The 24,924-nt window shown below is 69.7% G+C and carries 30 protein-coding genes; 18 read left to right on the top strand and 12 right to left on the bottom strand.

Annotation, left to right across the window (positions count from 1 at the left end; all coding sequences use genetic code 11):
* Positions 1 to 176: 176 nt before the first annotated feature.
* From ABTW72_RS01925 to ABTW72_RS01895, 7 genes are all read right to left on the bottom strand, one after another.
* Positions 177 to 749, bottom strand: a complete 573-nt coding sequence (locus ABTW72_RS01925) for a DM13 domain-containing protein (RefSeq protein ID WP_502892150.1) — start codon at positions 747 to 749, stop codon at positions 177 to 179.
* Positions 750 to 827: 78 nt separating this feature from the next.
* Complete coding sequence (locus ABTW72_RS01920; RefSeq protein WP_502892149.1) at positions 828 to 1,658, bottom strand: S-methyl-5'-thioadenosine phosphorylase; 831 nt, start codon at positions 1,656 to 1,658, stop codon at positions 828 to 830.
* 53 nt (positions 1,659 to 1,711) lie between these two features.
* Entirely contained in the window at positions 1,712 to 2,137 is a 426-nt protein-coding gene (locus ABTW72_RS01915; RefSeq protein WP_350852980.1) for a hypothetical protein, read from the bottom strand.
* The gene (locus ABTW72_RS01910; protein ID WP_350852977.1) at positions 2,134 to 3,300 is read right to left on the bottom strand and encodes a molybdopterin-dependent oxidoreductase; all 1,167 of its coding nucleotides are present in this window, start codon (positions 3,298 to 3,300) and stop codon (positions 2,134 to 2,136) included. Before ABTW72_RS01910 ends, ABTW72_RS01915 begins: the two co-directional genes overlap by 4 nt.
* A complete protein-coding gene (locus tag ABTW72_RS01905) occupies positions 3,297 to 4,010 on the bottom strand; it encodes a class I SAM-dependent methyltransferase (RefSeq protein WP_502892136.1) in 714 nt (237 codons plus the stop codon). Before ABTW72_RS01905 ends, ABTW72_RS01910 begins: the two co-directional genes overlap by 4 nt.
* Complete coding sequence (locus tag ABTW72_RS01900) at positions 4,007 to 4,687, bottom strand: TIGR04282 family arsenosugar biosynthesis glycosyltransferase (RefSeq protein WP_350852974.1); 681 nt, start codon at positions 4,685 to 4,687, stop codon at positions 4,007 to 4,009. The genes ABTW72_RS01905 and ABTW72_RS01900 overlap by 4 nt, the downstream gene beginning before the upstream one ends.
* Positions 4,684 to 5,361: a glycosyltransferase family 2 protein gene (locus ABTW72_RS01895; protein WP_350852971.1), complete on the bottom strand. Its 678-nt coding sequence runs from the start codon at positions 5,359 to 5,361 to the stop codon at positions 4,684 to 4,686. The genes ABTW72_RS01900 and ABTW72_RS01895 overlap by 4 nt, the downstream gene beginning before the upstream one ends.
* 147 nt (positions 5,362 to 5,508) lie before the next feature.
* On the opposite strand from ABTW72_RS01895, the gene ABTW72_RS01890 reads away from it, so the two are divergent.
* Positions 5,509 to 6,873 carry a hypothetical protein gene (locus tag ABTW72_RS01890; RefSeq protein ID WP_350852968.1) on the top strand — a complete coding sequence of 455 codons (1,365 nt, stop codon included), beginning with the start codon at positions 5,509 to 5,511 and terminating at the stop codon, positions 6,871 to 6,873.
* Here ABTW72_RS01890 and ABTW72_RS01885 read toward each other — a convergent pair.
* Positions 6,845 to 7,924, bottom strand: a complete 1,080-nt coding sequence (locus tag ABTW72_RS01885) for an NAD-dependent epimerase/dehydratase family protein (RefSeq protein ID WP_350852965.1) — start codon at positions 7,922 to 7,924, stop codon at positions 6,845 to 6,847. The two genes, ABTW72_RS01890 and ABTW72_RS01885, sit on opposite strands and share 29 nt — an antisense overlap.
* Positions 7,925 to 8,083: 159 nt before the next feature.
* On the opposite strand from ABTW72_RS01885, the gene ABTW72_RS01880 reads away from it, so the two are divergent.
* From ABTW72_RS01880 to ABTW72_RS01845, 8 genes are all read left to right on the top strand, one after another.
* Complete coding sequence (locus tag ABTW72_RS01880) at positions 8,084 to 8,779, top strand: response regulator transcription factor (protein WP_350852963.1); 696 nt, start codon at positions 8,084 to 8,086, stop codon at positions 8,777 to 8,779.
* Positions 8,772 to 9,788 carry a sensor histidine kinase gene (locus tag ABTW72_RS01875; RefSeq protein ID WP_350852960.1) on the top strand — a complete coding sequence of 339 codons (1,017 nt, stop codon included), beginning with the start codon at positions 8,772 to 8,774 and terminating at the stop codon, positions 9,786 to 9,788. Before ABTW72_RS01880 ends, ABTW72_RS01875 begins: the two co-directional genes overlap by 8 nt.
* Before the next feature lie 189 nt (positions 9,789 to 9,977).
* Positions 9,978 to 10,400 (top strand): YbaB/EbfC family nucleoid-associated protein, encoded by a 423-nt coding sequence (locus ABTW72_RS01870; RefSeq protein ID WP_210783653.1) that lies wholly within the window; start codon positions 9,978 to 9,980, stop codon positions 10,398 to 10,400.
* Entirely contained in the window at positions 10,397 to 10,720 is a 324-nt protein-coding gene (locus ABTW72_RS01865; RefSeq protein ID WP_091399963.1) for a hypothetical protein, read from the top strand. Before ABTW72_RS01870 ends, ABTW72_RS01865 begins: the two co-directional genes overlap by 4 nt.
* A gap of 4 nt (positions 10,721 to 10,724) precedes the next feature.
* Entirely contained in the window at positions 10,725 to 11,219 is a 495-nt protein-coding gene (locus tag ABTW72_RS01860; RefSeq protein ID WP_350852956.1) for a WXG100-like domain-containing protein, read from the top strand.
* Positions 11,212 to 11,742: an endonuclease gene (locus ABTW72_RS01855; protein ID WP_350852953.1), complete on the top strand. Its 531-nt coding sequence runs from the start codon at positions 11,212 to 11,214 to the stop codon at positions 11,740 to 11,742. The genes ABTW72_RS01860 and ABTW72_RS01855 overlap by 8 nt, the downstream gene beginning before the upstream one ends.
* An 8-nt stretch (positions 11,743 to 11,750) precedes the next feature.
* On the top strand, positions 11,751 to 12,281 hold the full coding sequence (locus tag ABTW72_RS01850; RefSeq protein ID WP_350852950.1) for an SUKH-4 family immunity protein: 531 nt from the start codon (positions 11,751 to 11,753) through the stop codon (positions 12,279 to 12,281).
* Positions 12,278 to 12,817 (top strand): SUKH-4 family immunity protein, encoded by a 540-nt coding sequence (locus ABTW72_RS01845; RefSeq protein WP_350852947.1) that lies wholly within the window; start codon positions 12,278 to 12,280, stop codon positions 12,815 to 12,817. The genes ABTW72_RS01850 and ABTW72_RS01845 overlap by 4 nt, the downstream gene beginning before the upstream one ends.
* A gap of 58 nt (positions 12,818 to 12,875) precedes the next feature.
* On the opposite strand, the gene ABTW72_RS01840 is transcribed toward ABTW72_RS01845, so the two are convergent.
* Positions 12,876 to 13,478, bottom strand: coding sequence for a GNAT family N-acetyltransferase (locus tag ABTW72_RS01840; RefSeq protein ID WP_350852944.1), 603 nt, complete (start codon positions 13,476 to 13,478; stop codon positions 12,876 to 12,878).
* A gap of 331 nt (positions 13,479 to 13,809) precedes the next feature.
* Between ABTW72_RS01840 and ABTW72_RS01835 the strand changes: the two genes are divergently transcribed.
* The gene (locus tag ABTW72_RS01835) at positions 13,810 to 14,253 is read left to right on the top strand and encodes a hypothetical protein (RefSeq protein ID WP_350852941.1); all 444 of its coding nucleotides are present in this window, start codon (positions 13,810 to 13,812) and stop codon (positions 14,251 to 14,253) included.
* Positions 14,254 to 14,327: 74 nt separating this feature from the next.
* Here the strand turns inward: ABTW72_RS01835 and ABTW72_RS01830 are convergent, their stop codons facing one another.
* Together ABTW72_RS01830 and ABTW72_RS01825 are read right to left on the bottom strand one after the other, a co-directional pair.
* Positions 14,328 to 14,858 carry a GNAT family N-acetyltransferase gene (locus ABTW72_RS01830; RefSeq protein WP_350852939.1) on the bottom strand — a complete coding sequence of 177 codons (531 nt, stop codon included), beginning with the start codon at positions 14,856 to 14,858 and terminating at the stop codon, positions 14,328 to 14,330.
* Positions 14,859 to 14,902: 44 nt separating this feature from the next.
* Positions 14,903 to 15,430 carry a MarR family winged helix-turn-helix transcriptional regulator gene (locus tag ABTW72_RS01825; protein WP_350852936.1) on the bottom strand — a complete coding sequence of 176 codons (528 nt, stop codon included), beginning with the start codon at positions 15,428 to 15,430 and terminating at the stop codon, positions 14,903 to 14,905.
* Between the two features lie 39 nt (positions 15,431 to 15,469).
* On the opposite strand from ABTW72_RS01825, the gene ABTW72_RS01820 reads away from it, so the two are divergent.
* The 3 genes from ABTW72_RS01820 to ABTW72_RS01810 all read left to right on the top strand — a co-directional run bounded on the left by ABTW72_RS01820 (position 15,470) and on the right by ABTW72_RS01810 (position 17,626).
* A complete protein-coding gene (locus ABTW72_RS01820) occupies positions 15,470 to 16,096 on the top strand; it encodes a mycothiol-dependent nitroreductase Rv2466c family protein (protein WP_350852934.1) in 627 nt (208 codons plus the stop codon).
* 150 nt (positions 16,097 to 16,246) lie between these two features.
* Positions 16,247 to 17,122 carry an endonuclease/exonuclease/phosphatase family protein gene (locus tag ABTW72_RS01815; RefSeq protein WP_350852932.1) on the top strand — a complete coding sequence of 292 codons (876 nt, stop codon included), beginning with the start codon at positions 16,247 to 16,249 and terminating at the stop codon, positions 17,120 to 17,122.
* A 108-nt stretch (positions 17,123 to 17,230) separates the two neighbouring features.
* Positions 17,231 to 17,626 carry a hypothetical protein gene (locus tag ABTW72_RS01810; protein ID WP_350852929.1) on the top strand — a complete coding sequence of 132 codons (396 nt, stop codon included), beginning with the start codon at positions 17,231 to 17,233 and terminating at the stop codon, positions 17,624 to 17,626.
* Positions 17,627 to 17,697: 71 nt separating this feature from the next.
* Here ABTW72_RS01810 and ABTW72_RS01805 read toward each other — a convergent pair whose 3' ends face one another.
* Positions 17,698 to 18,231 (bottom strand): DUF6817 domain-containing protein, encoded by a 534-nt coding sequence (locus tag ABTW72_RS01805; RefSeq protein WP_350852926.1) that lies wholly within the window; start codon positions 18,229 to 18,231, stop codon positions 17,698 to 17,700.
* A 156-nt stretch (positions 18,232 to 18,387) separates the two neighbouring features.
* Between ABTW72_RS01805 and ybiA the strand changes: the two genes are divergently transcribed.
* The 5 genes from ybiA (at position 18,388) to ABTW72_RS01780 (ending at position 24,532) form a co-directional block, all read left to right on the top strand.
* Positions 18,388 to 18,972, top strand: coding sequence for a riboflavin biosynthesis intermediates N-glycosidase (gene ybiA / locus ABTW72_RS01800; protein WP_350852923.1), 585 nt, complete (start codon positions 18,388 to 18,390; stop codon positions 18,970 to 18,972).
* Positions 18,973 to 19,356: 384 nt separating this feature from the next.
* Positions 19,357 to 20,733 carry a family 43 glycosylhydrolase gene (locus ABTW72_RS01795; RefSeq protein WP_350852921.1) on the top strand — a complete coding sequence of 459 codons (1,377 nt, stop codon included), beginning with the start codon at positions 19,357 to 19,359 and terminating at the stop codon, positions 20,731 to 20,733.
* A gap of 34 nt (positions 20,734 to 20,767) precedes the next feature.
* A complete protein-coding gene (locus tag ABTW72_RS01790; protein WP_350852918.1) occupies positions 20,768 to 22,207 on the top strand; it encodes a glycoside hydrolase family 43 protein in 1,440 nt (479 codons plus the stop codon).
* A gap of 29 nt (positions 22,208 to 22,236) precedes the next feature.
* Positions 22,237 to 23,712: an RICIN domain-containing protein gene (locus ABTW72_RS01785; protein WP_350852915.1), complete on the top strand. Its 1,476-nt coding sequence runs from the start codon at positions 22,237 to 22,239 to the stop codon at positions 23,710 to 23,712.
* A 148-nt stretch (positions 23,713 to 23,860) separates the two neighbouring features.
* Positions 23,861 to 24,532, top strand: coding sequence for a hypothetical protein (locus ABTW72_RS01780; protein ID WP_350852912.1), 672 nt, complete (start codon positions 23,861 to 23,863; stop codon positions 24,530 to 24,532).
* Positions 24,533 to 24,924: the final 392 nt, after the last annotated feature.

The raw sequence follows: 24,924 nt of genomic DNA, 5'->3' as shown, positions 1-24,924 counted from the left end.
AGGACCAGTCGGTCGTCGAATCGATGGTGGCCACACCGCGTGCCTGAACACCACGTGACCGTTCGACCGACGGTGCCGGAGCACCTGGCTCGGCGTCGAATCGATTCGCCCCGACGCTAGATCGTGCAGTGAAAGATGTCAATGCCGTCTCCGGCAGGTTGCGACAGGTGGGCCGGTCAGGCCCTCGTGAGATCTGCCGCGCCAAAGGAGACCGCGAACCGCTTGCACCAGATGGAGACGCTGCGGAAGTCGCCCGGCTCCACCGACGCCGGTAGCTCGTACACCTGGTTGCCCCTGTTGCCCTTGAGCTTCGCCAGCTCGACCCATTTACCGTCGTCGAACACCCGCCAGCCCGCCGTGCCCCGGACGACCGGTTGGTCGGTCAGCCACACCCGTAGGTCCGGGCCGTTCGACGTGTTCAGGTCTCGGATGACGAGCTGGTGGCGCCCGTCGGCGAGCCGGTGAATCTCGGCACTGCCGGTCGTCCGGTGCTCATGGGTGACGAACTCGCCGCTGGTCAGGACCTCGTTCGCCGCTGGGGTAGCTGCCGAGGTCGCGGGGGCCGGCGTCGAGGATCCCGGGGTCGCGGACGCCGGGATCGGAACGGTCGAAGTCGTCCCTACGCGGGGAATCGCTTCGTCGACGTAGGTGTCGGTGAACAGCTTCCAGGGCTGGAACCAGTAGAGGGCCAGCATCGCCACGACGACAGCGGCGGCGAGACCGGCTCGGACCACCGGCGACCGGAACATCCGTTTTCCCACCCCCGCAGCGTACGGCCGGAGCCGCCGTCGAACTGTTCGCGAACCCTTTCCGAACTCTTACGACAGTCACCGCTGCGTATCTGCCAGCGCCTGTCCGCACGGGCAGGCTCCCTGGTCCTCCGGCAACGCCTTCACCACGTCGCCGAGCAGGAGGCGCAGGCGGTCGATGTTCCGGGCGAAGACCGTGAACACCTCCTGCTGGGTCACGCCCTGACCAACCTCGACGCCCGAGTCGAGGTCGGTCACCAGGGACAGCGCGGTGTAACACAGTGCCAGTTCGCGGGCCAACACCGCTTCCGGGTGGCCGGTCATACCGACGACCGACCAGCCCTCCCGGCCGTACCACAGCGATTCGGCACGGGTGGAGAACCGGGGCCCTTCGATGACGACCATGGTCCCGCCGTCGACCGGCTGCCAACCGGCCGATCGGGCGGCGTCGAGGACCGTGGCCCGTCCGACCGGACAGTAGGGGTCGGCGAAGGGCACATGGACGACCTGAGGGAGTTTCCCGTCCGCGCGTGGCTTCCCGTCGTAGTAGGTCTGCTCCCGGCCGCTGGTCCGGTCGACCAGTTGGTCGGGTACGACCAGGGTCCCCGGGCCCAGATCCGGTCGCAGGCCGCCCACGGCGCCCGGTGCGAGCACCTGGCGAACGCCGAGTGCGCGCAGCGCCCACAGGTTGGCCCGGTAGTTGATGCGGTGTGGGGGGAGGGTGTGTCGACGTCCGTGGCGGGGCAGGAACACCACCGGCCGCCCGGCGACACTCCCGGCGGACAGCGCGTCGCTCGGCGGTCCGTACGGTGTGTCGACGGTGATCTCGGCGACGTCGTCGAGGAACTCGTAGAACCCCGATCCGCCGATCACGGCGATCGGCGCGCGATCGGTCGTGCTGATGTCCATTGCTGACATGCGTACCCCTCCTGGGCGAACGGTGAAGAACGGGTGGGGCCGGCTCAGCGACGGTCGGTTCGTCGGCGCGCGACGCGTCGGTCGGCAGCGGTGGCGACGACCAGGACGACCACGATCGCGGCCCAGAGGACAGCCAGCCCGACAGCGAGCCCCAGCGGGTAGTCGCGGTCCGGCAGACCCGGGTTCGGAGGCGCCGAGGGTGGTCGCCACAGCAGGGGCACCGCGATCAGCAGCAACGTGGCGCTGGCCATGAGACCCGCGGCGATCCAGGCCAGACGCAACCGGTTCGTCACCAGCCGACCCAGCGCCAACCCGACCAGTCCGACCAGCGGTGCCACCAGAACGTCGTGCAGCACCGGGCCGCCGATCAGCCACGGTAGGGCGGTCCCGAGCTGGGGGAGGAGCAACCAACCGCCGTACGCCGCGGTCGCGGCACCGACAACGAGCAGGAGCAGCCGAAAAGCCCTCACCGCAGCACCTCCAGCCGGGCCACCCACTTGGTCTGCAGGACGCCCGGCCGGCTCGGCGCGATGAGTCGGCAGGGGTAACCGTGGTCGGGAGACAGTTGCTCGCCATTGATCCGCAGGGCGAGCAGGGTCAGCGGGTCGCGGGCATGGGCCGCAGGGAGTGTGCTCGCCGCATACAGGCCGTCGGTTTCCAGCGAGGTGACCCGAACCGGTCGGCCGGTCGGTGCGCCGGCGCGGCGGAGCAACTGAACGACGGGCACGCCGGTCCAGTGGGCCGAGGCGCTCCAGCCCTCCACACAGGCGATGGGTAGTTCTGCCGTGCGTTGCGGCAGGGCCGCCAGGTCGGCCAGGGACAGGCTGTCCCGCCCGCCCGGCCAGACGATCTCCAGTCGCCAATCCGGGGGAACGGCGATGCGCGCGGCAGCCGCCGTACGGTTGATCGGTACGCCCTGCGGCCCGGACGCGGAGCGCCACGCCAGGGGCGACACCCGACGTAGCCACGGCACGGTGACCCCGGCGGTGGCCAGCACGGCGATGCCGGCGACGCCCGCCGAGGCACGCAGAAAGGCGCGTCGCTGCGCCGAGTCCGGCTCGTCAGGCCTGGGCGTCGCGGCAGGCACCGCTCTCCTGCGTCGCAGTGACGTGCTCAGCGCCACGCGAGCGACCGGGAGCTTCACCGCGACATGCAGCAGCATCGCTCCCGCCACCAGCCAGGCGACCGCGTAGTGCGCCGTCGGGAAGAAGAACCCCCACGGGTACGACTGGGCGACGTTGAACAGGCCCGTGACCAGTTCGAAGAACGCGGCGCAGACCAGCACCAGGACGGAGATCCGTTCGAGGGCGTGGCCGGACAGCCGGATCGGCTGACGTAGGGGCGGGCGGACGAACAGCCGGGGGTAGACGCTCCACAGCTTGGCCAGCAGCAACGGGATCGCCGCGACACCGGAGAGCACGTGAACGCCCTGGGTGATCCGGTACAGGTTGACCGGTCGGGTCGGCCAGGTGAACCAGCCCGGCGGGTGCTGGATGTAGTGACTGAGCAGCCCGGTGCCGAAACACAGCCCGAACGCCACAGCGAGCCAGAGGCCGAGCCGGGCGGTGACCAGCGGTGAGTGCGAGGGCGCGGTGAAGTCCTCCGGAGCGGGTACGTGTGGCCGGCGGATCATGAGCGTGCCAATTCGGCGAACCAGCGTGGACCGAATCGGAAACGCTCAACGACCCGCAGGCCGGCAGCGGTGGCGGCACGGGCCACCGTCTCCGCCCCGACCCGCGCCCATCGAAACGCCGGCCCCCGCAGTTCCCGACCGCCGGACGATCCGGACAGGACGTACGCCTGCCCCTGCCACAGCCCGGCGCCCGGGGGTTCCACCTCGACCACCAGCGTTCCGTCGGCCGCGATCAGGGCGCCGCACCGCCGCAGCAGGCGGACCGGGTCGCCACCGATGCCGATGTTGCCGTCGATGAGCAGGGCGTGTGCCCATCTACCCTCGCCGGGAAGGGGTTCGAAGACGTCGCGTCGTAGGGCAACCACACCTCGGCCCTGGGTCAGACGTACCGCCTCGGCGGAGATGTCCACCCCCAGAGCGACGAGGCCGCGCTGGGCGAGTGCCCTGGTCAGCCGGCCGGGGCCGCAGCCGAGATCGATCGTGGGCCCGGTGCAGCGTGCGGCGACGGACTCGATTTCCGGCTCGGGCGGGCCGTGCCAGCGCCGCACCGGTAACAGGTCACGCCGCCCGTCGGTGTGCACCAGCCAGTGCTCGGGTTGGGTGGCGGGCCTCGGGCCAACCGGCGTGCCGTGGGCGTCCTGGTCGGCGGGCCACCGGCCGAGTCTGCCCAGCACCACGTCGAAACCGTCGAGACTGATCGTCGAACTCACCGGCGGCGTCCGCTCAGCAGATGGCCGCCCACCGACGCGACGGCCTCCGCGAACCGGGTGCCGGGTAGGTCAGCCGCGACCGCCAGCGCCGACGACCAGTCGTCGACATCCCGCAGCACGGGCAGGATCGCCGGTTGTACGCCGTGCCGACGCAGCGCGACGAGGGTGCGGCGCCCGGTGTCGTCGGTCGACATCGGTACGTCGCGTAACGCGCTCGCGTACCTCGGATCGCGTAACCCGAGCGCCCACCAGCCGCCGTCCAGCGCCGGTCCGAACACCGCGTCGTGTTCGGCGAGCCGCTCCAGCGCGGTGCTGAGCACGGCCGGCCGGATCTGCGGGGTGTCCATGCCGATCTGCAGCACCGGCCGGCCGGGAAATGCCGCGGCGGTGTCGGCGTGGGCGTTCGCGAGGCGGTCAGCGAACGTGCCGCCGCGCTGCGGAAACAGGTGCCAACCCGCCAACGCGGCGGTCAGCTCGCCGCCGAACTCGGCATCGGCGAACCGACCGGTGTGGGCCAGCACGGGAATGGTCGAGGCGGTGGCGCGCACCGCCGCGAGGGTGTCCAACAGCGACGCCGCCGCTATCCGGGCCGCCTGGGTGGGATCGGCCGGCGGGCAGAGGCGCGTCTTGGCCTGCCCGGGGACCGGTGCCTTCGCAACCAGGAGCAGGACGTTCACCGGACACCATCGGCGTCGGCGCGCAGCACTCCGGCGAAGTCCCGGGTCGCTCGCAGCGTGCCCCGGACCGACCCGGAGACCTTCGAGCTGGTGCCGGCGGCCCGGGGCGCGTACGCGACGTCCAGTTCGAGGATCCGCCAGCCCGCTCCGGCCGCGCGCAGCAGCAACTCCAGGGGGTAGCCGAACGCGCGGTCGCCGACGCCGAGACCCAGCAGCGCCGCCCGGCGGGCCACCCGGATCGGGCTGATGTCGTACACCGGCACGCCGCGCCGCCGCAGCAGGGCCGCGATCACCGCGTTCCCGGCGCGGGCGTGCCACGGCCAGGCATCCGCCGAGACCGGCCGACGCCGCCCAACGGCGAGGTCGGCCCGCCCGTCGCGCACCGCCGAGACGAGCCTGGGCAACTCGGCCGGGTCGAACGACCCGTCCGCGTCGAGCACGCAGACCAGATCCGCCTCCGCCGCCAGCAGGCCGGCGTGCACAGCCGCGCCGTACCCGCGTCGCGGCTCGTGGACGACGCGGGCCCCGTGCTCGGCCGCGACGACCGGCGAACCGTCGGTGGAGCCGTTGTCGACCACGATGGCGCGGTAGCCGGGTGGCAGTCCGCTCAGTACGGCAGGCAGTGCGGCCGCCTCGTCCAGACACGGCAGCACCACGTCGATCGTTGTGTGCATACCGGCGACGCTAGGCCCGCCACCGGCCGTCCGGACCGCCGTCTCTCCTTACGGATCGCTTACACGGCAACGGATCTTACGACTCGCTGACGTCTCACCGTCTGACCGTCGAATGCCTGGTGAGAGGCCGTATCGTCGGCCGTCACCATGACCACGATGACCCGGCCGGGACGAACCCGGTCCGCCGACCTGATCGTCCTCGGCGCCGAGGTGGCACTGCTCGCCGCCGCCGTCGCCGTCGGCGCCCTGCTCAACCATCAGGGCGTACGACTGCACGCCGACGCGGCGCCGCTCTACGCGAGTTGGCAGCCCCATCTGGGGCCCGGCACCCCCGTCGCGCTGCTCGTCGCGGCGCTGTTCGTCTGGCGGGGCGTGCGCTGGGGGACCGACACGCCGTGGCCTCGGCTGCTGGCGGTCGGCTATCTCGCCTCGCTGCTCTGGACGCTGTCGCTGGCCCTGGTGGACGGCTGGTCCGCGGGGTTGACCGAGCGGCTCACCGTGCAGGCCGAGTACCTGCACGAGGTGCCCCGGGTGACGGACGTCGGCATCATGCTGTCCGGCTTCGCCGACCGGATTCTCGACTTCCAGCCCGATTCGTGGTCCACCCACGCTGCCGCTCACCCACCGGGAGCGTTGCTGTTCTTCGTCTGGCTGGAACGGATCGGCCTGGGCGGCGGGACCGCCGCCGGGCTCGCCTGCGTGCTGCTCGGCGCCACGGTGTCGGTGTCGGTTCCGGTGACGTTGCGGGCACTCGGCGCCGAGGACGCGGCCCGGGCGGTGTGGCCGTTCCTGGTGCTCCTCCCGGGGGCGGTCTGGGTGGGCGCGTCCGCGGACGGGATCTTCGCCGCGGTGGTCGCGGCCGGGCTGGCGCTGCTGGCGGCGGGTGGCCGGCCAGGGGCCGCACTGGGCGGGTTGCTCCTCGGCTTCGCGCTCTACCTGTCGTACGGGTTCGTCCTGGTCGGGTTGCTCGCGTTGACAGTGGTGCTGCTCCGGGCGCGGGACCGCCTCGGCGTGCTCCTGGTCGCGGCGACGGCGGTCGCGGCCGTCGTCGCCGCGTTCACCCTCGCCGGCTTCTGGTGGCTGGACGGCTACCACCTGGTGGCGCGTCGTTACTACCAGGGCTGGGCGGCGGAACGTCCGTACGGTTACTGGGTCTGGGCGAATCTCGCCGCCCTGCTGCTGTCGGTCGGCCCGGTGGTCGGGCCGGCGCTGCGGCGGGCGGTGGCCGCCGTGTCGATCCGCGCACCGCACCCACCACTCGCGACGGCCCTCCGGCAGCGGATCGCCGGCGCCGGACCCTCGGTGTGGTTGCCCGTCGCGGCGACGGCGGCGGTGCTCGCGGCGGACCTGTCCGGGCTCAGCAAGGCCGAGGTCGAGCGGATCTGGCTACCGTTCGCCGTCTGGCTGCTGGTCGCCACCGCGCACCTGCCCCACGGTCACCGACGGTGGTGGTTGGCCGCCCAGGCCGCCACGGCTCTCGCCGTCAACCACCTACTGTGGACGGTGTCGTGACCGATGCCGGATCCCGCATCACCGCAGTGGTGAAGTCGGCGATGCCAGCGGCGAAGCCGACTCGGGCGGTGAAACCGAGCACCCGGGCAGCGCGCGCCGGATCGGCCACGACATGTCGTACGTCCGCTGCCCGCCCGCCCCCGACCGTGATCGGCGGTGGCCCGCCCATCGCCGACGCCAGCTCGTGAGCCAACTCGCCGACGGTGTGCGGTTCGCCCGAGCAGACGTTGACCGGGGTCAGGGGATCCGGTGCCGGCGTCGTGAGGGCCAGCAGGTTGGCCGCGGCCACGTCGGTCACGTGCACGAAGTCACGCCGTTGCCGGCCGTCCTCCAGCACCCGGGGCGGTCGTCCGGCGGCCAGGGCCGACCGGAAGATCGACGCGACCCCCGAATACGGGGTGTCGCGGGGCATTCGCGGCCCGTAGACGTTGTGATAGCGCAGGGCCCAGACCGATCCGCCGGTCTGCCGGGCCCAGGCACCGGCGAGGTGTTCCTGGGCCAACTTGGTGGCGGCGTAGGTGCTGTGCGGCTCCAGCGGCGCGTCCTCGGGCACGAGACCGGGGGAGAGCGCCTGGTCGCAGCGAGGGCAGGTCGGCTCGTACTGGCCCTCGGCCAGGTGGACGGCCCGGCGGCCGGCAGGCCTGACGATCCCGTGGGTGGGGCAGTGATAGCGACCCTCGCCGTAGACCACCATCGAGCTGGCCAGCACCAGTCGGCGCACCCCGGTGGCGTGCATCGCCGCGAGGACGGTGGCCGTGCCGAGGTCGTTGTGCGCGGCGTACCGGGGGGAGTCGGCCGGGTCGATGCCATGCCCGACCATGGCTGCCTGATGGCAGACCGCGTCGACCCCGGTCAGTAGCCGGGTCAGCAGCTCGCTGTCGCGTACGTCGCCGACCACCAGGTCGTGCCGCTCGGTCCACTGCGGCGCCGTCGCGCCGTGCGCCTCGGGCAGGAGCGCATCCACGGCCACCACCTCGTGCCCGTCGTCGGTGAGCAGGTCGGCGACGTGTGAGCCGATGAACCCGGCCGCACCGGTGACAAGGATCCGCATTCCGGTCACCGTATGACCCCGCGTACGCCCGAGCGGGCTTCCGCGTGCAGCCGTAAGAACCTCGCAAGGTTTGCTGGTGCGGGCGGAGTCCGCCGCGTGGCTACGCTGGGCCGATGGACATCTGGGGGAGACGTTGACGGGGCGGAACGGGGAAGGTCCGTGACACAGCGCGTGCTGGTGGTCGACGACGATCAGACCGTGAGCGACGTCATCCGTCGTTACCTCGAGAACGACGGCTTCCAGGTGAGCCTCGCGGCGGACGGTGCGGCGGCACTGGCGGCCGTGGAGCGGCAGGCGCCACACCTGGTCGTGCTCGACCTGATGCTGCCGCTGATCAACGGTCTGGAGGTGTGCCGGGCGCTGCGGGTACGGCCGGACGGCGTACCGATCGTCATGCTCACCGCGCGCGGTGACGAGTCCGACCGGATCCTCGGGCTGCAACTGGGCGCGGACGACTACCTGACCAAGCCCTTCTCGCCCCGGGAACTGGTGCTGCGGGTCCGTTCGGTGCTCCGTCGCGCCGGCGGTGGGACGCTACCCGAGCGGCCGGAGGCGCTCGCCGACGGCAACCTGGTGGTGCACACGGCCTCCCGAACCGCCCGCCTCGCCGGTGCCGATCTGGCCCTGACGTTGCGCGAGTTCGACCTGCTCGTCCACCTCATGCGGCATCCGTCCCGCGTGTTCGGCCGGGCCGAACTTCTCGAGCAGGTCTGGGGCTGGAACTTCGGGGACCACTCGACAGTGACCGTGCACGTACGCCGGCTGCGGGAGAAGATCGAGGCCAACCCGGCCGATCCGCAGCGGATCGTGACCGTCTGGGGCATCGGCTACCGCTACGAGCCGGCCCATGCGTGACGTACTCCTGATCTTCGCGATCGCCCTCGGTGCGGCATTCGGCATCGGGCTCGCCGGTGCGGTGCTGCTCCGCGCGCTTCGACGCAGCTCGATCACCGTGCACCTCAACGTGCTGCTCACCACCACTGTGGTCGCCGTCGCCGTCGGGGTGATGGCGGTCGCGGAAGCGATGTTCCTCTCCGCGCACGACCTTGAGGTGGTTCTGATCACCGTCGCGGCGGCGGCGGTGGTCAGCCTCGCCGTCGGCGGGCACGTCGGCCGGCGACTGGCCCGCGCCGCGGTCTGGCGCGACCAGGCCCGGGAGCGGGAACGGCAGCTGGAGAAGGGCCGGCGTGACCTGGTCGCCTGGGTCTCCCACGACCTGCGGACCCCGCTCGCCGGGCTGAGGGCCATGGCGGAGGCGTTGGAGGACCGGGTGGTGCGTGATCCGGACACCGTCGACGAGTACCACCGGCGCATCCGGCTGGAGACCGACCGGATGACCCGACTCGTCGACGACCTGTTCGAGCTGTCCCGGATCAACGCGGGAGCGCTGCGGTTGTCGTTGACGGCGGTGCCCCTCGGAGAGGTGGTCTCGGACGCGCTGGCCAGCACCACCCCGCTGGCCAACGCCCGCCGGATCAAGCTGATCGCCAGCGAGTCGGGGTGGCCGACGGTCGCCGCGAGCGAACCGGAGCTGGCCCGGGTCGTGGCGAACCTGCTGCTCAACGCGGTCCGCTACACCCCCGAAGACGGCACCGTACGCATCGAAGCCGGCCGGGAGGACGACCACGCCTGGTTGTCGGTTGCCGACACCTGTGGCGGCATTCCCCCGGCCGACCTTCCCCGGGTGTTCGACATCGCGTTCCGTGGCGAGCCGGCCCGCACGCCCGGCCCCGGTGACGGTGGGGCGTCCGGAGGGCTCGGCCTGGCCATCGTTCATGGCCTGGTGGAGGCACATGGCGGTCGGGTCGAGGTACGCAACACCTCCGACGGCTGCCAGTTCATGGTCCGCCTGGCGACCGCCTGACGGAACGAACGGTGGCCATCGGCCAGCTTCTCCCAGAGCGCGCCCAGGGCGTACCCGTCGTCCCCCCAGGTCCGTCGACGGCCCGGTGCCTTCGACGTTTCTCGATGGAACGTCCACCTCGCGGGTCCACACGGTTTGCCGGATCTGGCTACGCTTCCCACTGTCTCGGAGGCGATCGATGGAGGGCGCATGTCGGTGAATGAGCCGGCGAGCGGGGAGTTCGCTCGCATGCTGGACGCGACGGTCGGCGCGTTGCGTGCCGCCGGCACTGCTCCGGAGGACGAGGAGGCCGCGCGCCTGCGCCGGGTCGGTGAGTCCGCCGAGGGGCAGGTCCGCGCCGAGTTCGGCGCCGATGGCCGACTGGAGTCGCTGACGCTGGACCCACGGATGATGCGGCTCGGCGCGGCCGAGGTCTGCGACCACGTGATCGCGGCCGTGAACGCGGCGATCGACTCGATGCGCGGCGGTGGCCCGGCGGTGGCCTCCGGCGACCTCTCGCAGCTCACCGAGCAGCTGGAGCAGGTTCGTGACACGGCCGTGCCGCGGCTCGGTGCGTTCCTGCAGGCGCTCACTGACGCGCAGGAGCGGATGGCCCGAGGAGGTTCCCGGTGAACGGCTTCGAGGTCGAGCCCGCGCTGCTGCGCTCCGGCGGCGACGAGGTCATCGGCGCCGCCGAACGCTTCATCGGGCAGTTGGAGAGCTTCGAGGCGAAGATGCAGGGGTACGGCGAGCCGTGGGGTGCCGACGACATCGGCTCGCTGATCGGCATCGCGTACACGGAGGCGTCCACCTGGGTTCTGGACTGCATCGGCGTGGCCGCCGAGGAGATCGGCTCGGCCGGCAGCGACCTGACGAAGATGGCCGACAACTTCGAGCTGGTCGAGGACGCCGCCGCGGGCGCGCTGCGGGACATCCAGGGAATGCTGGGGTGACGGCATGGGACTCCAACTGCCGGGTGAACTGATCACGGCACTCGGCTGGATCGGCTACAGCTGGCCCGAGGCCGACGAGGAAAAGCTGTTCGAGATGGGCCAGGCCTGGCTGGACTTCTCCGGCACTGTCGCCGACGCCTCCGGGGAGGCCGGTTCGGCCGCGGCGGCGGTCTGGTCGCAGCACCAGGGCGAGTCGGTGCAGGCGTTCCAGAAGTGGTGGTCCAACCCGGAGAGTGGTCCCGGAACGCTGCCGGACTACTCCCAGGCCGCGATGCTGATCGGCACCGGTTTGATCATCGCCGCCGCGATCGTGCTCGCGCTGAAGATCCAAGTGATCGTGCAGCTGGCCATCCTCGCCTTCGCCGTGGCTCAGGCGATCGCCACCGCCGTCGTCACGTTCGGCGCGTCCCTGGCCGAGGTCCCGATCTTCCAGATGATCACGCGAGAGATCGTCGGTCTGTTGATCGACCAGGTGATCCAGGAGCTCCTCGATGCCTAGCAGGGCGCCGAAGAGCTCGAAGAAGCGCGGCGGCGCGAGCAAGCCGAAGGTCGGTAAGGGCGTCCGCGCGGCGGTGAAGAAGGCTGCCGCCAAGCCGGTGGTGCGCAACAACGACCTTCCCGAGGTCACGATCAAGGTGCAGCGCAGGCCGTTCCACGCGCGCGGCCAGTTCGACCGCAAGATGAACGCGCTGAAGAAGCTCAGCGACGAGGGCAAGCTGTTCAAGCAGGCGAACCCGGTCGGCCGGGACAAGAAGATCACGGCCGACTACAAGAAGCGCATCCGGCAGAAGATCTTCGACAAGTACTGGCCCCACGACAAGAAGATGGCGAACGCCCTCGCCGCCCGGCTTCGCAAGCAGCAGCCCGACCATGTGTGGGAGCTGCAACTTGGCGGCGCCGACGACGTTAGTAATCTGAAGCTCCTGCACGGTAGAACAAACTGGGATGTCGGCGGGCAAATCTGGCGTCAGATCATGAACCTGCCCGATGGCACACCGATCCGAATAGAGGTAGTGGATTGAATCCCGAGTTGCGGGAGCTCATCGCGGAGCTGCGTACCGACCTGGAGGCGGACCAGCCGGCGACGCTGGCGTGGGCACAGATCGACGATGGCGCTCCGGCCGACCAGATTCCCGCCGAGCTGCCGCAGCCGGTCCGGGAGCTGCTGGAGACCGCCAACGGCATCCTGGCCGGCGCGTTCGACCTACCGGCGGTCGCGGACCTCGACGACATCCAGTACTACCTCGAGCAGATGCCCGAGTTCACCGGCGTCGCCGACGAACCCGCCGAGTGGCTGGTCATTGGCACACTGAACGACGAGCCGCTGCTGATCCGACGCGACACCGGCGCGGTCTGGTACTTCCCTGCGGAGAACACCGACGAGTGGTTCATGCGTGAGATGTTCCTCGACGTCGCGCCGGACCTCGACTCGTTCCTCGCCTACTACGTCTTCGGCGCCGGGTACGGCGAAGTCGGCTTCGACGACGACGAGTGGTGGCGCTTCCTCGACGAGCACGGTCTCACCACGCCCGGTGACGATGACGAGGAGGCGGACGATTGACCGCGACACATGAGGAGCTCACGGCGCTCTGGGGCGCCGATGGGATGATCTACTTTCCGGTCGACCGGTTCGACGACGTCCTCGGCCCGCTGACGCCAGAGGTCTTCCCGCCGTTCGGGGCCATCCCGGTCGACGTGCCGATCCTGTTCACGGTCGACGTCGACGTCCCCGGCATGGAGCTGTTCTCCAAGCTGAACATCGAGATCGGCGAGGCCGGCCCACGCATCCACATCGTCCTCGGCAGCTCGCCCGAGGACCCGCAGCTGCTCTTCTGCCTCGACGCGCTCACCGGCGCCGTCGTATTGCTGGACCTGGAAACCCCCAACTTCGAGGCGGTCAACGCGACCTTCGCCGCGTTCGTCGAGTTCCTCTACCGGCTCGGTCAGCTCATCGCCACGGACCCGGGTGGTAGGGCCCGCGCCGCCCGCGCCACCGCGATCCGCGAGGAACTGATGGGCGTCGACTCGTCCGCGTTCGCCGACCCGAAGTCCTGGTGGAGCATGGCCTTCGACCAACTGGAGTCCACCAGCGGCTAGCCTCGTCGCGGTGGCCCGGCCGGGACAGGACAAGCGCTGTCGACGATGCGCTGGTGGTTCACCGCGCTCGCTGCACCGGTGTGGGCGCGGTCGGCTCCTCCGACGGTGCTGCCTCCCGATGCCATGCGTCGGCGAGGAGGGCGTAGGTGCAGCCGTCCACCCAGCCCAGTTCGGCGTGCCAGGAATCGCCGACGCCGTGCTGCTCACGACGCATGCCGACCTTCTCGAGGATTCGCACCGAGGCCAGGTTGTCGGCGAAGCAGCCGGCGGTGATTCTCCGAATGCCCAGCCGGTCGAACGCGTGCGCCACCACGGCGGTCACCGCCTCGGTCGCGTACCCATTTCCGCCGTAGGCCGGATCGAAGATGTAGCCGAGCTGGGCCTCGGTCCGTGGTGGCATGCCGGGTTGACCCATGCCGTCCACGACATCGAGCGAGACGGTTCCGATCACCACGCCGTCGAGCGTGGCCGCCATGCTGTGGTCGTCAGGGTCTGCGGCCGCGCGCTGCCATGCCGCGCGGAAGGAGGCAGGGTCGACCTGCGTGCGGAGTAGCCAGCGCGTGACCTGCGGCAGATTGCGGTACTCCAGGATCCGGTCGACGTCCTCGTCCCGCACCGGGCGGAGCTCGAGGCGTTCAGTGCGTACGGTGGTGTTCTCCATGGGGCGGGACGCTAGTGGACGCACCCCGGCGAGACGCCCGATTATCGGTCCGCCCGACCCCCCTGTTTACGGGTGAACTTCAGGGCATGACGTCCACCAGTACCTTGCCCACCGCGCCGGCTCCTACGGCTCGGTGAGCGTCGGCGGTGCGCCGCGGTGGAAGGCGGAGCAGTGGCAGGCCGTGTGCCTCGCCGACCGGTAGGGCGCCGTCACGGATCGCGGCGGTGACGTCCTCGACGGCTGCGGCGCGCGGCGCGATGCAGGCCTGATCCGCACGCGAGCGAGCACGAGTGTCATGACGCGTCTCCTCGGGTCGCCGTAGACTTCGATCATGAGGCGAAACCTCACGGAGGTCGCAGCCGAACTGCAGGCACTCGATGTGCTGGACTTCGACGTGATGCAGCTCGACGCCAGTGGCGGCGACCAGCTCGGCGCGATTTGCCGGGAGTTGGCCGAGCGGGATGACCCCCAGCAGTGGGCGCCACTGCTCTACGCCCTCATGGAACGCCTCGACGCGGCGGATCTGGGTAGTCCCGGGCCTCTCGTCCACACCCTGGAGACCTGGCGTGGCTACCGGCCCTTGCTGGCCGAGTCGCTGCGGCGCAAACCGACTCCGTTGACCGTCTGGATGGCCAATCGCGTGCTCAACGGAAATCCGCCGGACGCTCCTGAATGGCTGCAACTGCTGCGGGAGGCGACGAGCCATCCCATGGCATCGCCTCAGGCCCGGGCCGATGCCCGCAACTTCCTGACGTACCAGGCCACACGTTCCTAGTGGCGGCACCGGCCTTCCGGTCAGCTCAACGAGGAGTCATTCCAGGCTCAGCGACTCTGCCACTCGCACTCGGCTCAGTGAACCCGCTGGGCCAGCACCTGCCCCGGCCAGGTCCCGGCCAGGAAGGTCTCGGTGGGAGCGAACCCGTGGCGCTCGTAATACGCCACCAACTCGCCACCGCCGCCCGCCCAGCAGTCGACCCGTAGCAGCCGCACGCCGGCTCGCCGGGTTTCCTCGACGGCGTGTGCCAACAGGGCCGACCCGAGTTTGCGGCCGGCGAATCGTCGGTCGGAGACCAGGAGGCGGACGTACCGCTCGGGCTCTTCCGCAGGCGCGATCGGTACCCGCGGATCGGGCCCGGAATCCAACACCAGGGCCGCGGCCGGCGTCCCGTCCACTTCCGCGATGAACGGGAGATTCTCGGTCAGGTACCGATCGACCTGTGCGGCCCTTTCGGGTTTCTCCGAGAACGGCGTCGTGCCCCACTGCTCGGTGTTGCCGCGGTCGTTCATCCAGACCACCGCGGAGTCGAGCATGCCCAGTACGGCGGGTGCGTCGGCCGGTCCACCACGTCTGATGCGTACGCCGCGGGTGGTGTCGTCCATGCCCGAATGGTAATCCGAGGATCGGCCGATCATGCCCGGGGGCATCACCCGTCGTGGCCCCCGCCCCCAGGTCCGCAATCTCCGGAGGTCAGGGTCCGATTCATCGTCGTCAGTAGGCGCTCGAGGGTTCTGCGGTCGCTGTCGGTCAGGCCGCGAAGGATGGCCGCCTCGTTGGCCAGATGTTCCTCGATGAGCCGGTCGGTCAACGCCACGCCGGCCGACGTCAGCCCGACCACCCTGCCGCGCGCGTCGGCTGCGGAGACCGAGCGCGACACGAGGCCGCGGGCGATCAGCCGGTCCACCCGCTTGGTCACCGCTCCCGTGGTGACGAGCATCCGCTGGCTCAGTTGGCCCGCCGTGAGCGTGTAGGGCTCGCCCTCGCGACGCAGGGCCGCGAGCACGTCGAAGTCGCCGTTGCCGAGGTCCGCTGCGGCGAACGGCGGCCGCAGGGCCACATCGAGTACGGCGGCCAACTGTTGGATGCGACCGATGATCAGCAACGGGGTGGGGTCGAGGTCTGGTCGCTCGCGACCCCACTGCCCAACGATGTCGGCGATCCGGTCGTCATCCACTGTTGCATCTTACCTTCCGGGGAAGATAAGTTGTCTTCCGTGGAAGACAACTCGCCTCGAACGTCAACTCCGCTGGTCACGGCGTACGTGGATCCGTCCTGCCCGTTCGCCTGGATCACCTCCCGCTGGCTCATGGAGGTCGCGAAGATGCGGCCGCTCACCCTGCGGTTCGAGGTGATGAGCCTCGCGGTGATCAACGAGCATCGTGACCTGGAGCCCTGGTACCGCGAATTCAACGACCGGGCGTGGGGGCCGGCCAGGGTATGTGTGGCGGCAGCCACGCAACACGGCTCTGCCGCCCTCGCACGGCTGTACCCGGCGCTCGGCCGCCGGATCCACGACGCCGGCGACAAGGACTTCGACACCGTCGTCCCGCTGGCCCTGGCCGAGGCTGGCCTCCCCGCCGACCTGACCGGCGCCGCCAACCGCAGCGACCTCGACCCGCAGATGCGGGCGAGCACCGCCCACGCACAGCAACTGGTGGGCGAGGACCTCGGCACCCCGACGGTCGTCGTCGACGACGTGGCCTTCTTCGGCCCCGTGCTGACCTCGGTCCCTCGTGGGGAGGAGGCCGTCCGCGTCTTCGACGGCGCTCGTCTGCTGGCCGGCTGCCGGGCTTTCTCCGAGCTCAAACGCGCCCGGTCCGACGGCCTCACCTTCGCGTAGCTCCACCACCGCCGCTGGGAAGCTGGGTACCCCGCACTGGTCGACCCAGGTATGTCGATGCTTCGTCACCGGATGTTCGGCATCGCGTCGACTCGAATCGATAGTGTCCGTTGGCCGGCCACCGCCGGCGGTCCAGGCGGAGGGAAAACGATGCGCAGCACAACGGACTGGTCGGCCCGCTCCCTGGGCGCTCTCGCGGGCGCGGTCGCGCTGGTGGCGGCCCTGCTGCCGGCGGCACCAGCCGCTGCCGCAAGCGTGGGCTTCAGGGCGGCGACGCTGAACATCTACTACGGGCTGAGCCAGGCCGACTTCGCGCACGACCTGAACCTGATCGCGTCCAAGGCGGACCTCATTGGTCTCAACGAGGTCGGTGCCCGCAAGACGTTCCTGGCCAGTTGGGCCGCCGACAACGGCTGGTGGCTGTACGCGCCGGGCGGCACCAACCAGGCCGGCGAGGCGTTGATCGCCAAGAAGAGCATGTTCGAGGTGCTCGACAAGGGCTCGATCTTCGTCTGTGACACCAACGGTCCGGGCGAGGTGCCGCCCGCGCGGTACAACAACTGGGTCAAGTACCGGCACAAGGCCAGTGGCCGCAACGTGACCCACATCAACGCCCACGCGGTGGCCAGCATCGAAACCGCCGGCCGGCCGGAGGACCTGCCGCGCACCAGGTGCGCCGAGGCGCAGTTCCAGGGTCTCAAGGAACTGGCGGTCGACAAGCAGGACGAGGGCCAGGTCATCGTGAGCGGAGACCTCAACGTCGACTTCAGCGCCGACCGGAGCTACGGGTACGCGAAGTTCCCCTGGCAGGTCTTCGAGGCCAACGAGCTGCCGAATCTGCGCTCCAACTACAACCTGTACGGCGAGAAGGGCACCGGAACGCACGGCAACCGGCACATCGACTACGTCTACTTCTGGAAGCGGCTGCCCGAGTACCAGCTCATGTGGATGACCGACTACGACATCGTCGGTGACACCAGGTCCGACCACAACGGGGTCGTCTCCACCTTTTCCATCCAGATCTGACGCGCCGGCTCTCGGCCGGGCGCGAGTCCTGCGCCCGCCCCCGGCTGAGGCGCTGCGTGCTGCCGGGGCAGATGCGACGCGGGTGGCGCGGCCGACGACAATGCGAGCGTGACCGACACCGTTCCGGCTTCGCTGCCTGCTGTGATCGAACTCGTCGATGAGTACATGTACCGCGTGCTGAAGGGCGCAGAGGATTCGGTGCTGGTGATCGGGGAGCTGATGGGGGCACTGACCGAGCCGGATGCCGAGGTCAGCGAGGGGAGCGTTGGCACGCTCTACTCCCTGTTCGGGGACCTGTCGGACGTCGTCGACGGCTTCCCGTTCGACTACGGCGACGGTACCGAGATGATCGCCCAACGGGAGATCCGCGACGCTGCCTGGGACTGGCTGACCACGGTGCGTGACGCCGACGGGTTAAAGACCTACGTCGACCGCTGGATCGCGAGAAGCGCGGCCTTACCGACCTTCGAGGAAGGGCGGCCGTTCCGCGGCATCGCGCGATAGTGGGGTGGCGGCGGGTTCGCATCGAGCGACGCGGCCGGAGGTCCGTGCTGTCGGACGCGACGATTCGGATGTCACTGCCGCAGGACCCGCTGCGCATCGCTGATGACCTGCTCCGAGGCGATCGGGGCCCACGACGCGAACAGCTCCCGGAAGTAGGCCCCGTGCCGATCCGCCACCGCAGGATCGTGCTCGATGACGTCCAGCTCGTTGACGATGCTCAGGTCCACGAGCGACCGAAGTTGAGTCTCACCGGGCGTCCGCACCTGAAGTGCGAAGCGGTCGAACACCTCGCCGGTCCTCGCCAGGTCCCGCCAGCTGCGGTCACGGTCGCAGGCTCCGTACAGATAGACGAGCTCCTCGGCGTCGGCGCCAACGAGATCCTGTAGCACCGCACGATCGGCCCGATCAACCAGGGTGACGTCGAACCCGTCGGTCCCGTAGGCGGCGTGGGTGAGGCCCGCTGCTTGCACGTCACGGGCGCAGCCGAGCACGGCGAGTCGTTCGCTGACTCGACAGAGGTGGACGTACAGGTTGCCTCCGGGATGGGCGATCTGCTCAGCTCCCTGCCGGCGGAGCCAGACCCGCACGCCGTCGTCGATGGTCATGGTCCGACTGTAGGTATCGGCCGTCAGGTTCGGTGGCCGCCAGACGTGGGCAATACGTCACAGCGCTGTGGGCATGCCTGGCGTCGCGGCGGCCGCGAGCACGTCGCGGTCGAAAATGCGGGGTACGCGGAGCGCCGGTGCCGCACACTCGCCATCATGCTGGCATCGGTTCGTAGCGTCGCGGATCTGGCCGCTGCGCAGGCGCAGGGTCATCAGGTCAAATTCCTGTTCTTCTGGGGGCACCAGCCCGAACGTGACGGGGGTGTCGGCGCTGGCTGCCTGAGTCAGTGGTGGCCGGCGCCGTTCACCGCCGACGACATGCGGTTCGCCACTGCGGAGCATTACATGATGTGGCGCAAGGCCACCCTGTTCGGCGACCGCGCGATGGCGGAACAGATCCTCGCCGCGCCGCATCCCCACGCCGCGAAGGTGCTGGGGGGACGAGTCGCGGGTTTCGATCAGCAGACCTGGAGTGAACACCGCTTCGCGATCGTGGTGGCCGGCAACCTTGCCAAATTCGATCAGCATCCCGCGCTCCGCGCATTTCTGCTGGCCACCGGGCAGCGAGTGCTGGTGGAGGCCAGCCCGGTCGACCGGATCTGGGGCATCGGCCTGAACCGCGACGATCCGGCTGCTGGCGAGCCCGGCTGTTGGCGAGGGCTCAACCTGCTGGGCTTCGCGCTCATGCAGGTGCGCCAGGTGCTCGAGGATCAAGGTCGGCAGGGGACAGTTCCGGGGTGACTCCCGGCTTCGCCGAGGCGGACTTCGCCGTCCGTCCATCGATGGCTTCGGGAGGGTGACGGCACGGTCTGACCGGGACTCGTGGATGACGGGTGGCGCGATCGGGGTCGCGGGGGAGCGGCGGCAGTCGATCCCTTGACACTCGTAGATGCGATCGCTAACACTTGTTCGCAGCGCGAACTTAACGAACCGAACACATTGTGTCCTTGGTCGTGTGACGCGCCAAAGGCACCGCATGCGAACACTCCACCCCGTCGCCAGGGCCGCCCAGCCTGAGCCCGGATACTGCCTGCTCTTGTTAACGCTAACATAGATGATCATCGGAGAGGGGTCGGGACGGTGATGCTGTCGGGAGCATCGACCAGGCGCTCACGTGCTCTCCTCGTGCTCTCCGCGGTGGCCGCTGCGGCTGTCGTGGTGGTGGCCGACGGGCCGGCGCATGCCGCCACGCTGCCGACCGGCGCGGTCTCCCTGGAGGCGGTCAACCAGACCGGACGGTACGTGCGGCACATCGACCATCTCGGTCAACTCGACCCGGTGACCTCCAGTAGCGGCAACCAGACGAAGCTCGATGCCACATTCACCGTGGTCAACGGTCTGGCGTCACCGACCTGCTACTCGTTCCAGACCAGGACCGGCATGTTCCTGCGGCACCGCGACTACCGGCTCCGGGTCGACCCGAACACCGGTGACGCGGCGTTCCGGGCCGACGCCACCTTCTGTGCCGTGGACGGCTCGGTCAGCGGATCGGTGGCGCTCGTCTCGTACAACTATCCGAACCGGCGCATCCGGCACCGCGACTTCGCGCTCTGGCTCGACGCCTACCAGGACACGGCCGCGTTCCGGGCGGACAGCGCCTTCCGCCTCGTCGCGCCCTGGGCCCCCAAGACCACCAAGGGGCCGGTGATCCCGGGTCTCTTCGCCGATCCGCACCTCGCCGTGTTCAACGGCCGCTACTACCTGTACCCGACCACCGACGGCTACGCGAGCTGGGCCGGCACCTACTACAAGGCGTTCTCCTCGACCGACCTGGTCAACTGGACCGACCACGGCGTGATCCTCGACCACGGTCCGGACGTCTCCTGGGCGGACAACTCGGCCTGGGCGCCGGCGGTGGCCAGCGCCAACGGTCGCTACTACCTGTACTTCAGCGGCGGCGCGGCCAGCGGCAAAACCGCCAAACAGCTGGGCGTGGCGGTGGCCGACAGCCCCACCGGACCGTTCCGTGACGCGCTGGGCCGGCCGCTGATCCGCAGCGACCAGTTCTCCGGCGGGCAGACGATCGACCCCATGGTGTTCACCGACGACGACGGGCAGTCCTACCTGTACTGGGGCCAAGGCGTCGCACGGGCGGTGCGGCTGAACGCCGACATGGTCTCCTTCGACGCGGCACAGGCGCGGGTCATCACCCCGTCGGGCTACAACGAGGCGCCGTTCGTGTTCAAGCGCAACGGTCTGTACTACTTCATGTGGTCGGAGAACGACACGCGCAGCGAGGACTACCGGGTCGCCTACGCCACCGGCCCCTCACCCCTCGGGCCGTGGACAAGGCGCGGCGTGGTGCTGCAGAAGCGCCTCGACGTCGGCATCAAGGGCACCGGTCACCACTCCGTGGTCCGGGCACCCGGCAGCGACACCTGGTACGTCGCCTACCACCGCTTCGCCGTGCCGACCGGCAACGGCACCAACCGCGAGACCGCCATCGACCGGATGGAGTTCAACACCGACGGCACCATCCGGCCCGTCGTACCGACGCTGTAGCTGACTGGTAAGCCCCTGCGCGAAGGAGAGACACATGTCGAGAGTCCTCGCCCGGCTCTGCGCGGTTGCGGTGGCCGCGAGCCTGCTGTTCACCACCTGGTCGGCGGCGACACCGAAGGAGGCGGCCGCGCTCGACCCGACCGTCGGCTACCTGATGGCGCACTTCACCGGCGAGTCGTCGACCGACCAGCAGATCTACCTCGCCCACAGCACCGACGGACTACGCTGGACCGACCTCAACAACGGTGGGCTCGTACTGCGGTCCACCGTCGGCACCCGCGGCGTCCGCGACCCTGCCCTGGTGCGCTCGCCGGCCGGCGACCGGTACTGGATCATCGCCACCGACCTGTGCATCGGCTGCGGTCAGGACTGGTCGGCCGCGATCAACAACGGCAGCCGCAACCTCGTCGTGTGGGAGTCCACCGACCTGGTGAACTGGTCAGCGCCATGGCTGCTGAACGTCGCCGGCGCGATCCCGGACGGACGTAACGCCTGGGCGCCGGAGGCGATCTGGAACCCGGACACCGGCGACTACGTCCTCTACTGGGCGACGAACGTCCCGCTCAACGGCGCGACCAAGCACCGCATCTACTCCGCACGGACGGCGAACTTCCGCAGCATCACCACACCGCAGGTCTACATCAACCGACCCGGTAACCAGGAGATCATCGACACCCAGATCGTCGAGGTGCCGGCCGGCGTCGGCGCCTACCGGTACGTGCGGGCCTCCCGGGACGGCCAGATCGCCATCGAGGGCAGCAACTCCATCCTCGGCACCTGGACCAGCCTCGGGAATCTCTCCGGCATCGGGCTGACCGGTGCCCAGGTCGAGGGCCCGATGTGGATGAAGTACAACAACCGTAACGAGTGGGTGCTCTACCTCGACCAGTACGCCAGCGGGCGCGGCTACCTGCCGGTGCTGACCACGAACCCGTCCAGCGCGAGCAGTTACCGGCTGCCGGCGTCCGGCTCGTACGCCATGGGTGGCACCAAGAAGCGGCATGGAACGATCCTCAACCTGACCGCCGCCGAACAGAACCGGGTGCTCGCCCGCTGGCCCGTCACCGCGGTCAACCGGATCCAGTCGTACAACTTCCAGGACCGGTACGTGCGGCACTACGACTACGACGTCCGCATCGACCCGAACGTCAGCCCTGCCCAGGACGGCCAGTGGCGGCTGGTGCCCGGCCTGGCCGGGTCCGGCACCGTCTCCATCCAGTCGGTCAACTACCCGGGCCACTACCTGCGCCACTACGGATACGACTTCCGGCTGGAGGCCAACGACGGCACCGCCACCTTCGCCGCCGACGCCACCTTCCGGCAGGTTGCCGGCCTCGCCAATTCCTCGTGGACGTCGTTCCAGTCCTACAGCCACCCGGACCGCTACCTCCGGCACTACAGCTACCTGCTCCGGCTCGACCCGGTGTCCGACGCGCAGAGCCGTGCCGACGCCACCTTCCGCGTGACCAGCTGAACCTGGTCCCTCTTCAAGGAGTTCCGACTGTGGCACTACATCGACGGGTGCTCTGCGCCCTGGTGGCCGCGTTGACGGCGATGGTTGGCGTCGTCGCCGTCGGGTCGTCGCCGGCCACCGCCGCCACCAACCAGTTCCGCGGCATGAACTGGGCCATGTTGGGTGACAACTTCAAGACCAGCCCGCTCGTCGTGCAGGGCCTGAGCATGTCCGACAGCAACGCAACCGTGCGGGCCAAGGCCAATGCCCTCTACGACGACATGGCCTCCACCCTGGGGGTCAACACCGTCCGACTGCCCATCAACACCCACACGGTGGGGACGGCCTGGTGGGAGGCGTACCGAGGCGCCATCGACGCGGCCACCGCCCGCGGCTTCAAGGTCATCCTCGCCTACTGGGAGGACGGCGCCGCGTCCGGCGGCAGGATCACGAACCTCGCCGCGTGGAACGCGATGTGGTCCACCGTGACCAACACGTACGGCACGAACACCAACGTCTACTTCGAGCCGATGAACGAGCCGCACGGCTACAGCTCGGCGGAGTGGCGCAACGTCGCGGCGAACTGGCTCAGCTACCACTACTCGGCGGTGCCCGCCCGGGTGCTGATCGGCGGCACCGGCTTCAGCCAGGACCTGCGCGACATCTGCAACGACAGCCGCTTCAACTCGACGCTGCTGTCTTTCCACTACTACGCCTTCTTCTACGGCGCGATGACCTACGACGCCTTCCGCAGCCACATCCAGGCCCGCCTCGGCAACTGCGCCTCCCGCGCGGTCGCGACCGAGTTCGGCGCGCCGATGAACGACGGCCGCAACTACGCCGACGCGGGCAGCACCGACAACTTCGTGCGCTACATCCGCGCCATGGCCCAGGTCGTGCGGGACAACCAGATGGGCGGCACCTACTGGCCCGCCCTCGGCGGCAAGACGGGCACCATCGGCTACGACTGGTACTCGATGTTCGCCCTCAGCGGCAGCGGCACCGACCTCAACCTGACCGTCCGCAACACCTCCGGCGCGGACCGGATCCGGTACGCGTGGGGTGACACCGTCGGCGGCGACCCGACGACGCCCCCGCCGTCGACGGGGACGTTCTACCGGATCGACGTGCGGCACAGCGGCAAGGCCATGGACGTCCAGCAGCCGAACACCAACAACGGGGCGCGCGTCGGCCAGTACACGTACGGCGGTGGTGCGTGGCAGCAGTGGCAGTTCCAGGACGCCGGCAGCGGCTACTGGCGCATCGTCAGCCGGCACAGCGGAAAGTGCCTCGACGTGGTGAGCGCATCGACCGCCGACGGCGCCGAGCTCGTCCAGTACACCTGCGGCACCGGCACCAACCAGCAGTTCCAGATGGTCGCCAACGGCGGCTACTTCCAGCTCCGGGCACGACACAGCAACAAGTGCGTGGACGTGCCGGCCGCGGCGACCGCGGACGGAGTGGTCCTCAAGCAGTATTCGTGCAACTCCGGCACCAACCAGCAGTGGTCGCGCACTGCCGTCTGACTGTCGCTCCGACCTGACGACCCGATTCACGGTGGCCTTCCCGAGCCGGACAACGACGGGTGGCATGTCGGCAATCCGTCGTTGTTCGGGCGGCGGGCGGCTCCGTAGCGTCGCGACTACGGACCGATGCCCAGCGGAAGGACCCGTCGTGACCGAAATCGTCGCTCCGCAGCTCGTCGTGAACAGCAGAATGATCTACTTCGGGTGGCTGCCGGCCGATCCCGACGCAGTGGCCGCCCTGGTGCCCGACGGGCTCCGGCCGGCACCGAACCACCAGGTCTTCATGAACCAGTACGTCGTCGACGACGACGGGCAGACCTCTGGCTTCGGCGCCTATTCCCTGACGTACATCGGTCCGGACCTCTCCGGGGTCGACGCCCCCGACGGTGTCACGCCCGGCCGCTGGTGGACGCACTACGTCAACTCCAGCCCGGTCGTCCGGGCATACGCCACCGCCCGGGGCGTGCCGGCGACCCCGGGAAGGACCACCATCGAGGTACGCGGGCATCGGCTGATCGCGACCACCGAGGCGGACGGCGTGCCCGTGATCAGGACGACGGCCCGCGTCGGGCGCACCGGCGACGCCGTCAACCGGGGCCAACTGCGCTACCTCACCCGGCTCGACGACCGGCTGCTCAGCGGCAACTACCCGTTCGTGGCGGAGCCGGTCGACCCGTTCGCTGTCGAGTCGCTGGAGTTCCTCGAGCCCGATCATCCGGTGTACGCGCTGCGTCCGGCCGATCCGCTGGAGATTGTCTGGGGCTTCTACTCACCACGCGCGTCGTTCGCCTACCCGGGCGGTGAGTCGGTACTCGACTGAGCTCGTACCTGACCCCTGAAGGTCTCCACGACGTATCCGGTTGCGGCGATGCGGTCGCGGCCTGGGGTTCGGTCCGCGCCGGCAGGCACCGGGTAACGACTGTCCCATCGGAGCGGGGGAACACTCGCCTGGGCCTGGCGTTGCGCTACCGTCAAGCGCGTACCCCCGGCGTCGATCAGTCGCGTCCCGGCGGCCGTCGACGGCCCGTAGGACCCCACCAAATCCAAGGAGAACCCGATGCCGGAGCCTGAGCCCGCCCAGGACGACCCCGCAGTGGCTGCCGAGACCTCACCAACTGCCGAGACCGAGATCGAGCCGCCTGCCGTTCCGGCGAATCGGGCTGCCCGACGCGCGAAGGGCAAGGTGGCCTCGCCCCAGCCACACGGAAAGGG

The organism is Micromonospora sp. NPDC127501, from assembly GCF_040302185.1.
Classification (GTDB): Bacteria; Actinomycetota; Actinomycetes; order Mycobacteriales; family Micromonosporaceae; genus Micromonospora.
The sequence above is the reverse complement of the archived record's forward strand: the minus strand, read 5'-3'. Positions and strand labels throughout refer to the sequence as shown.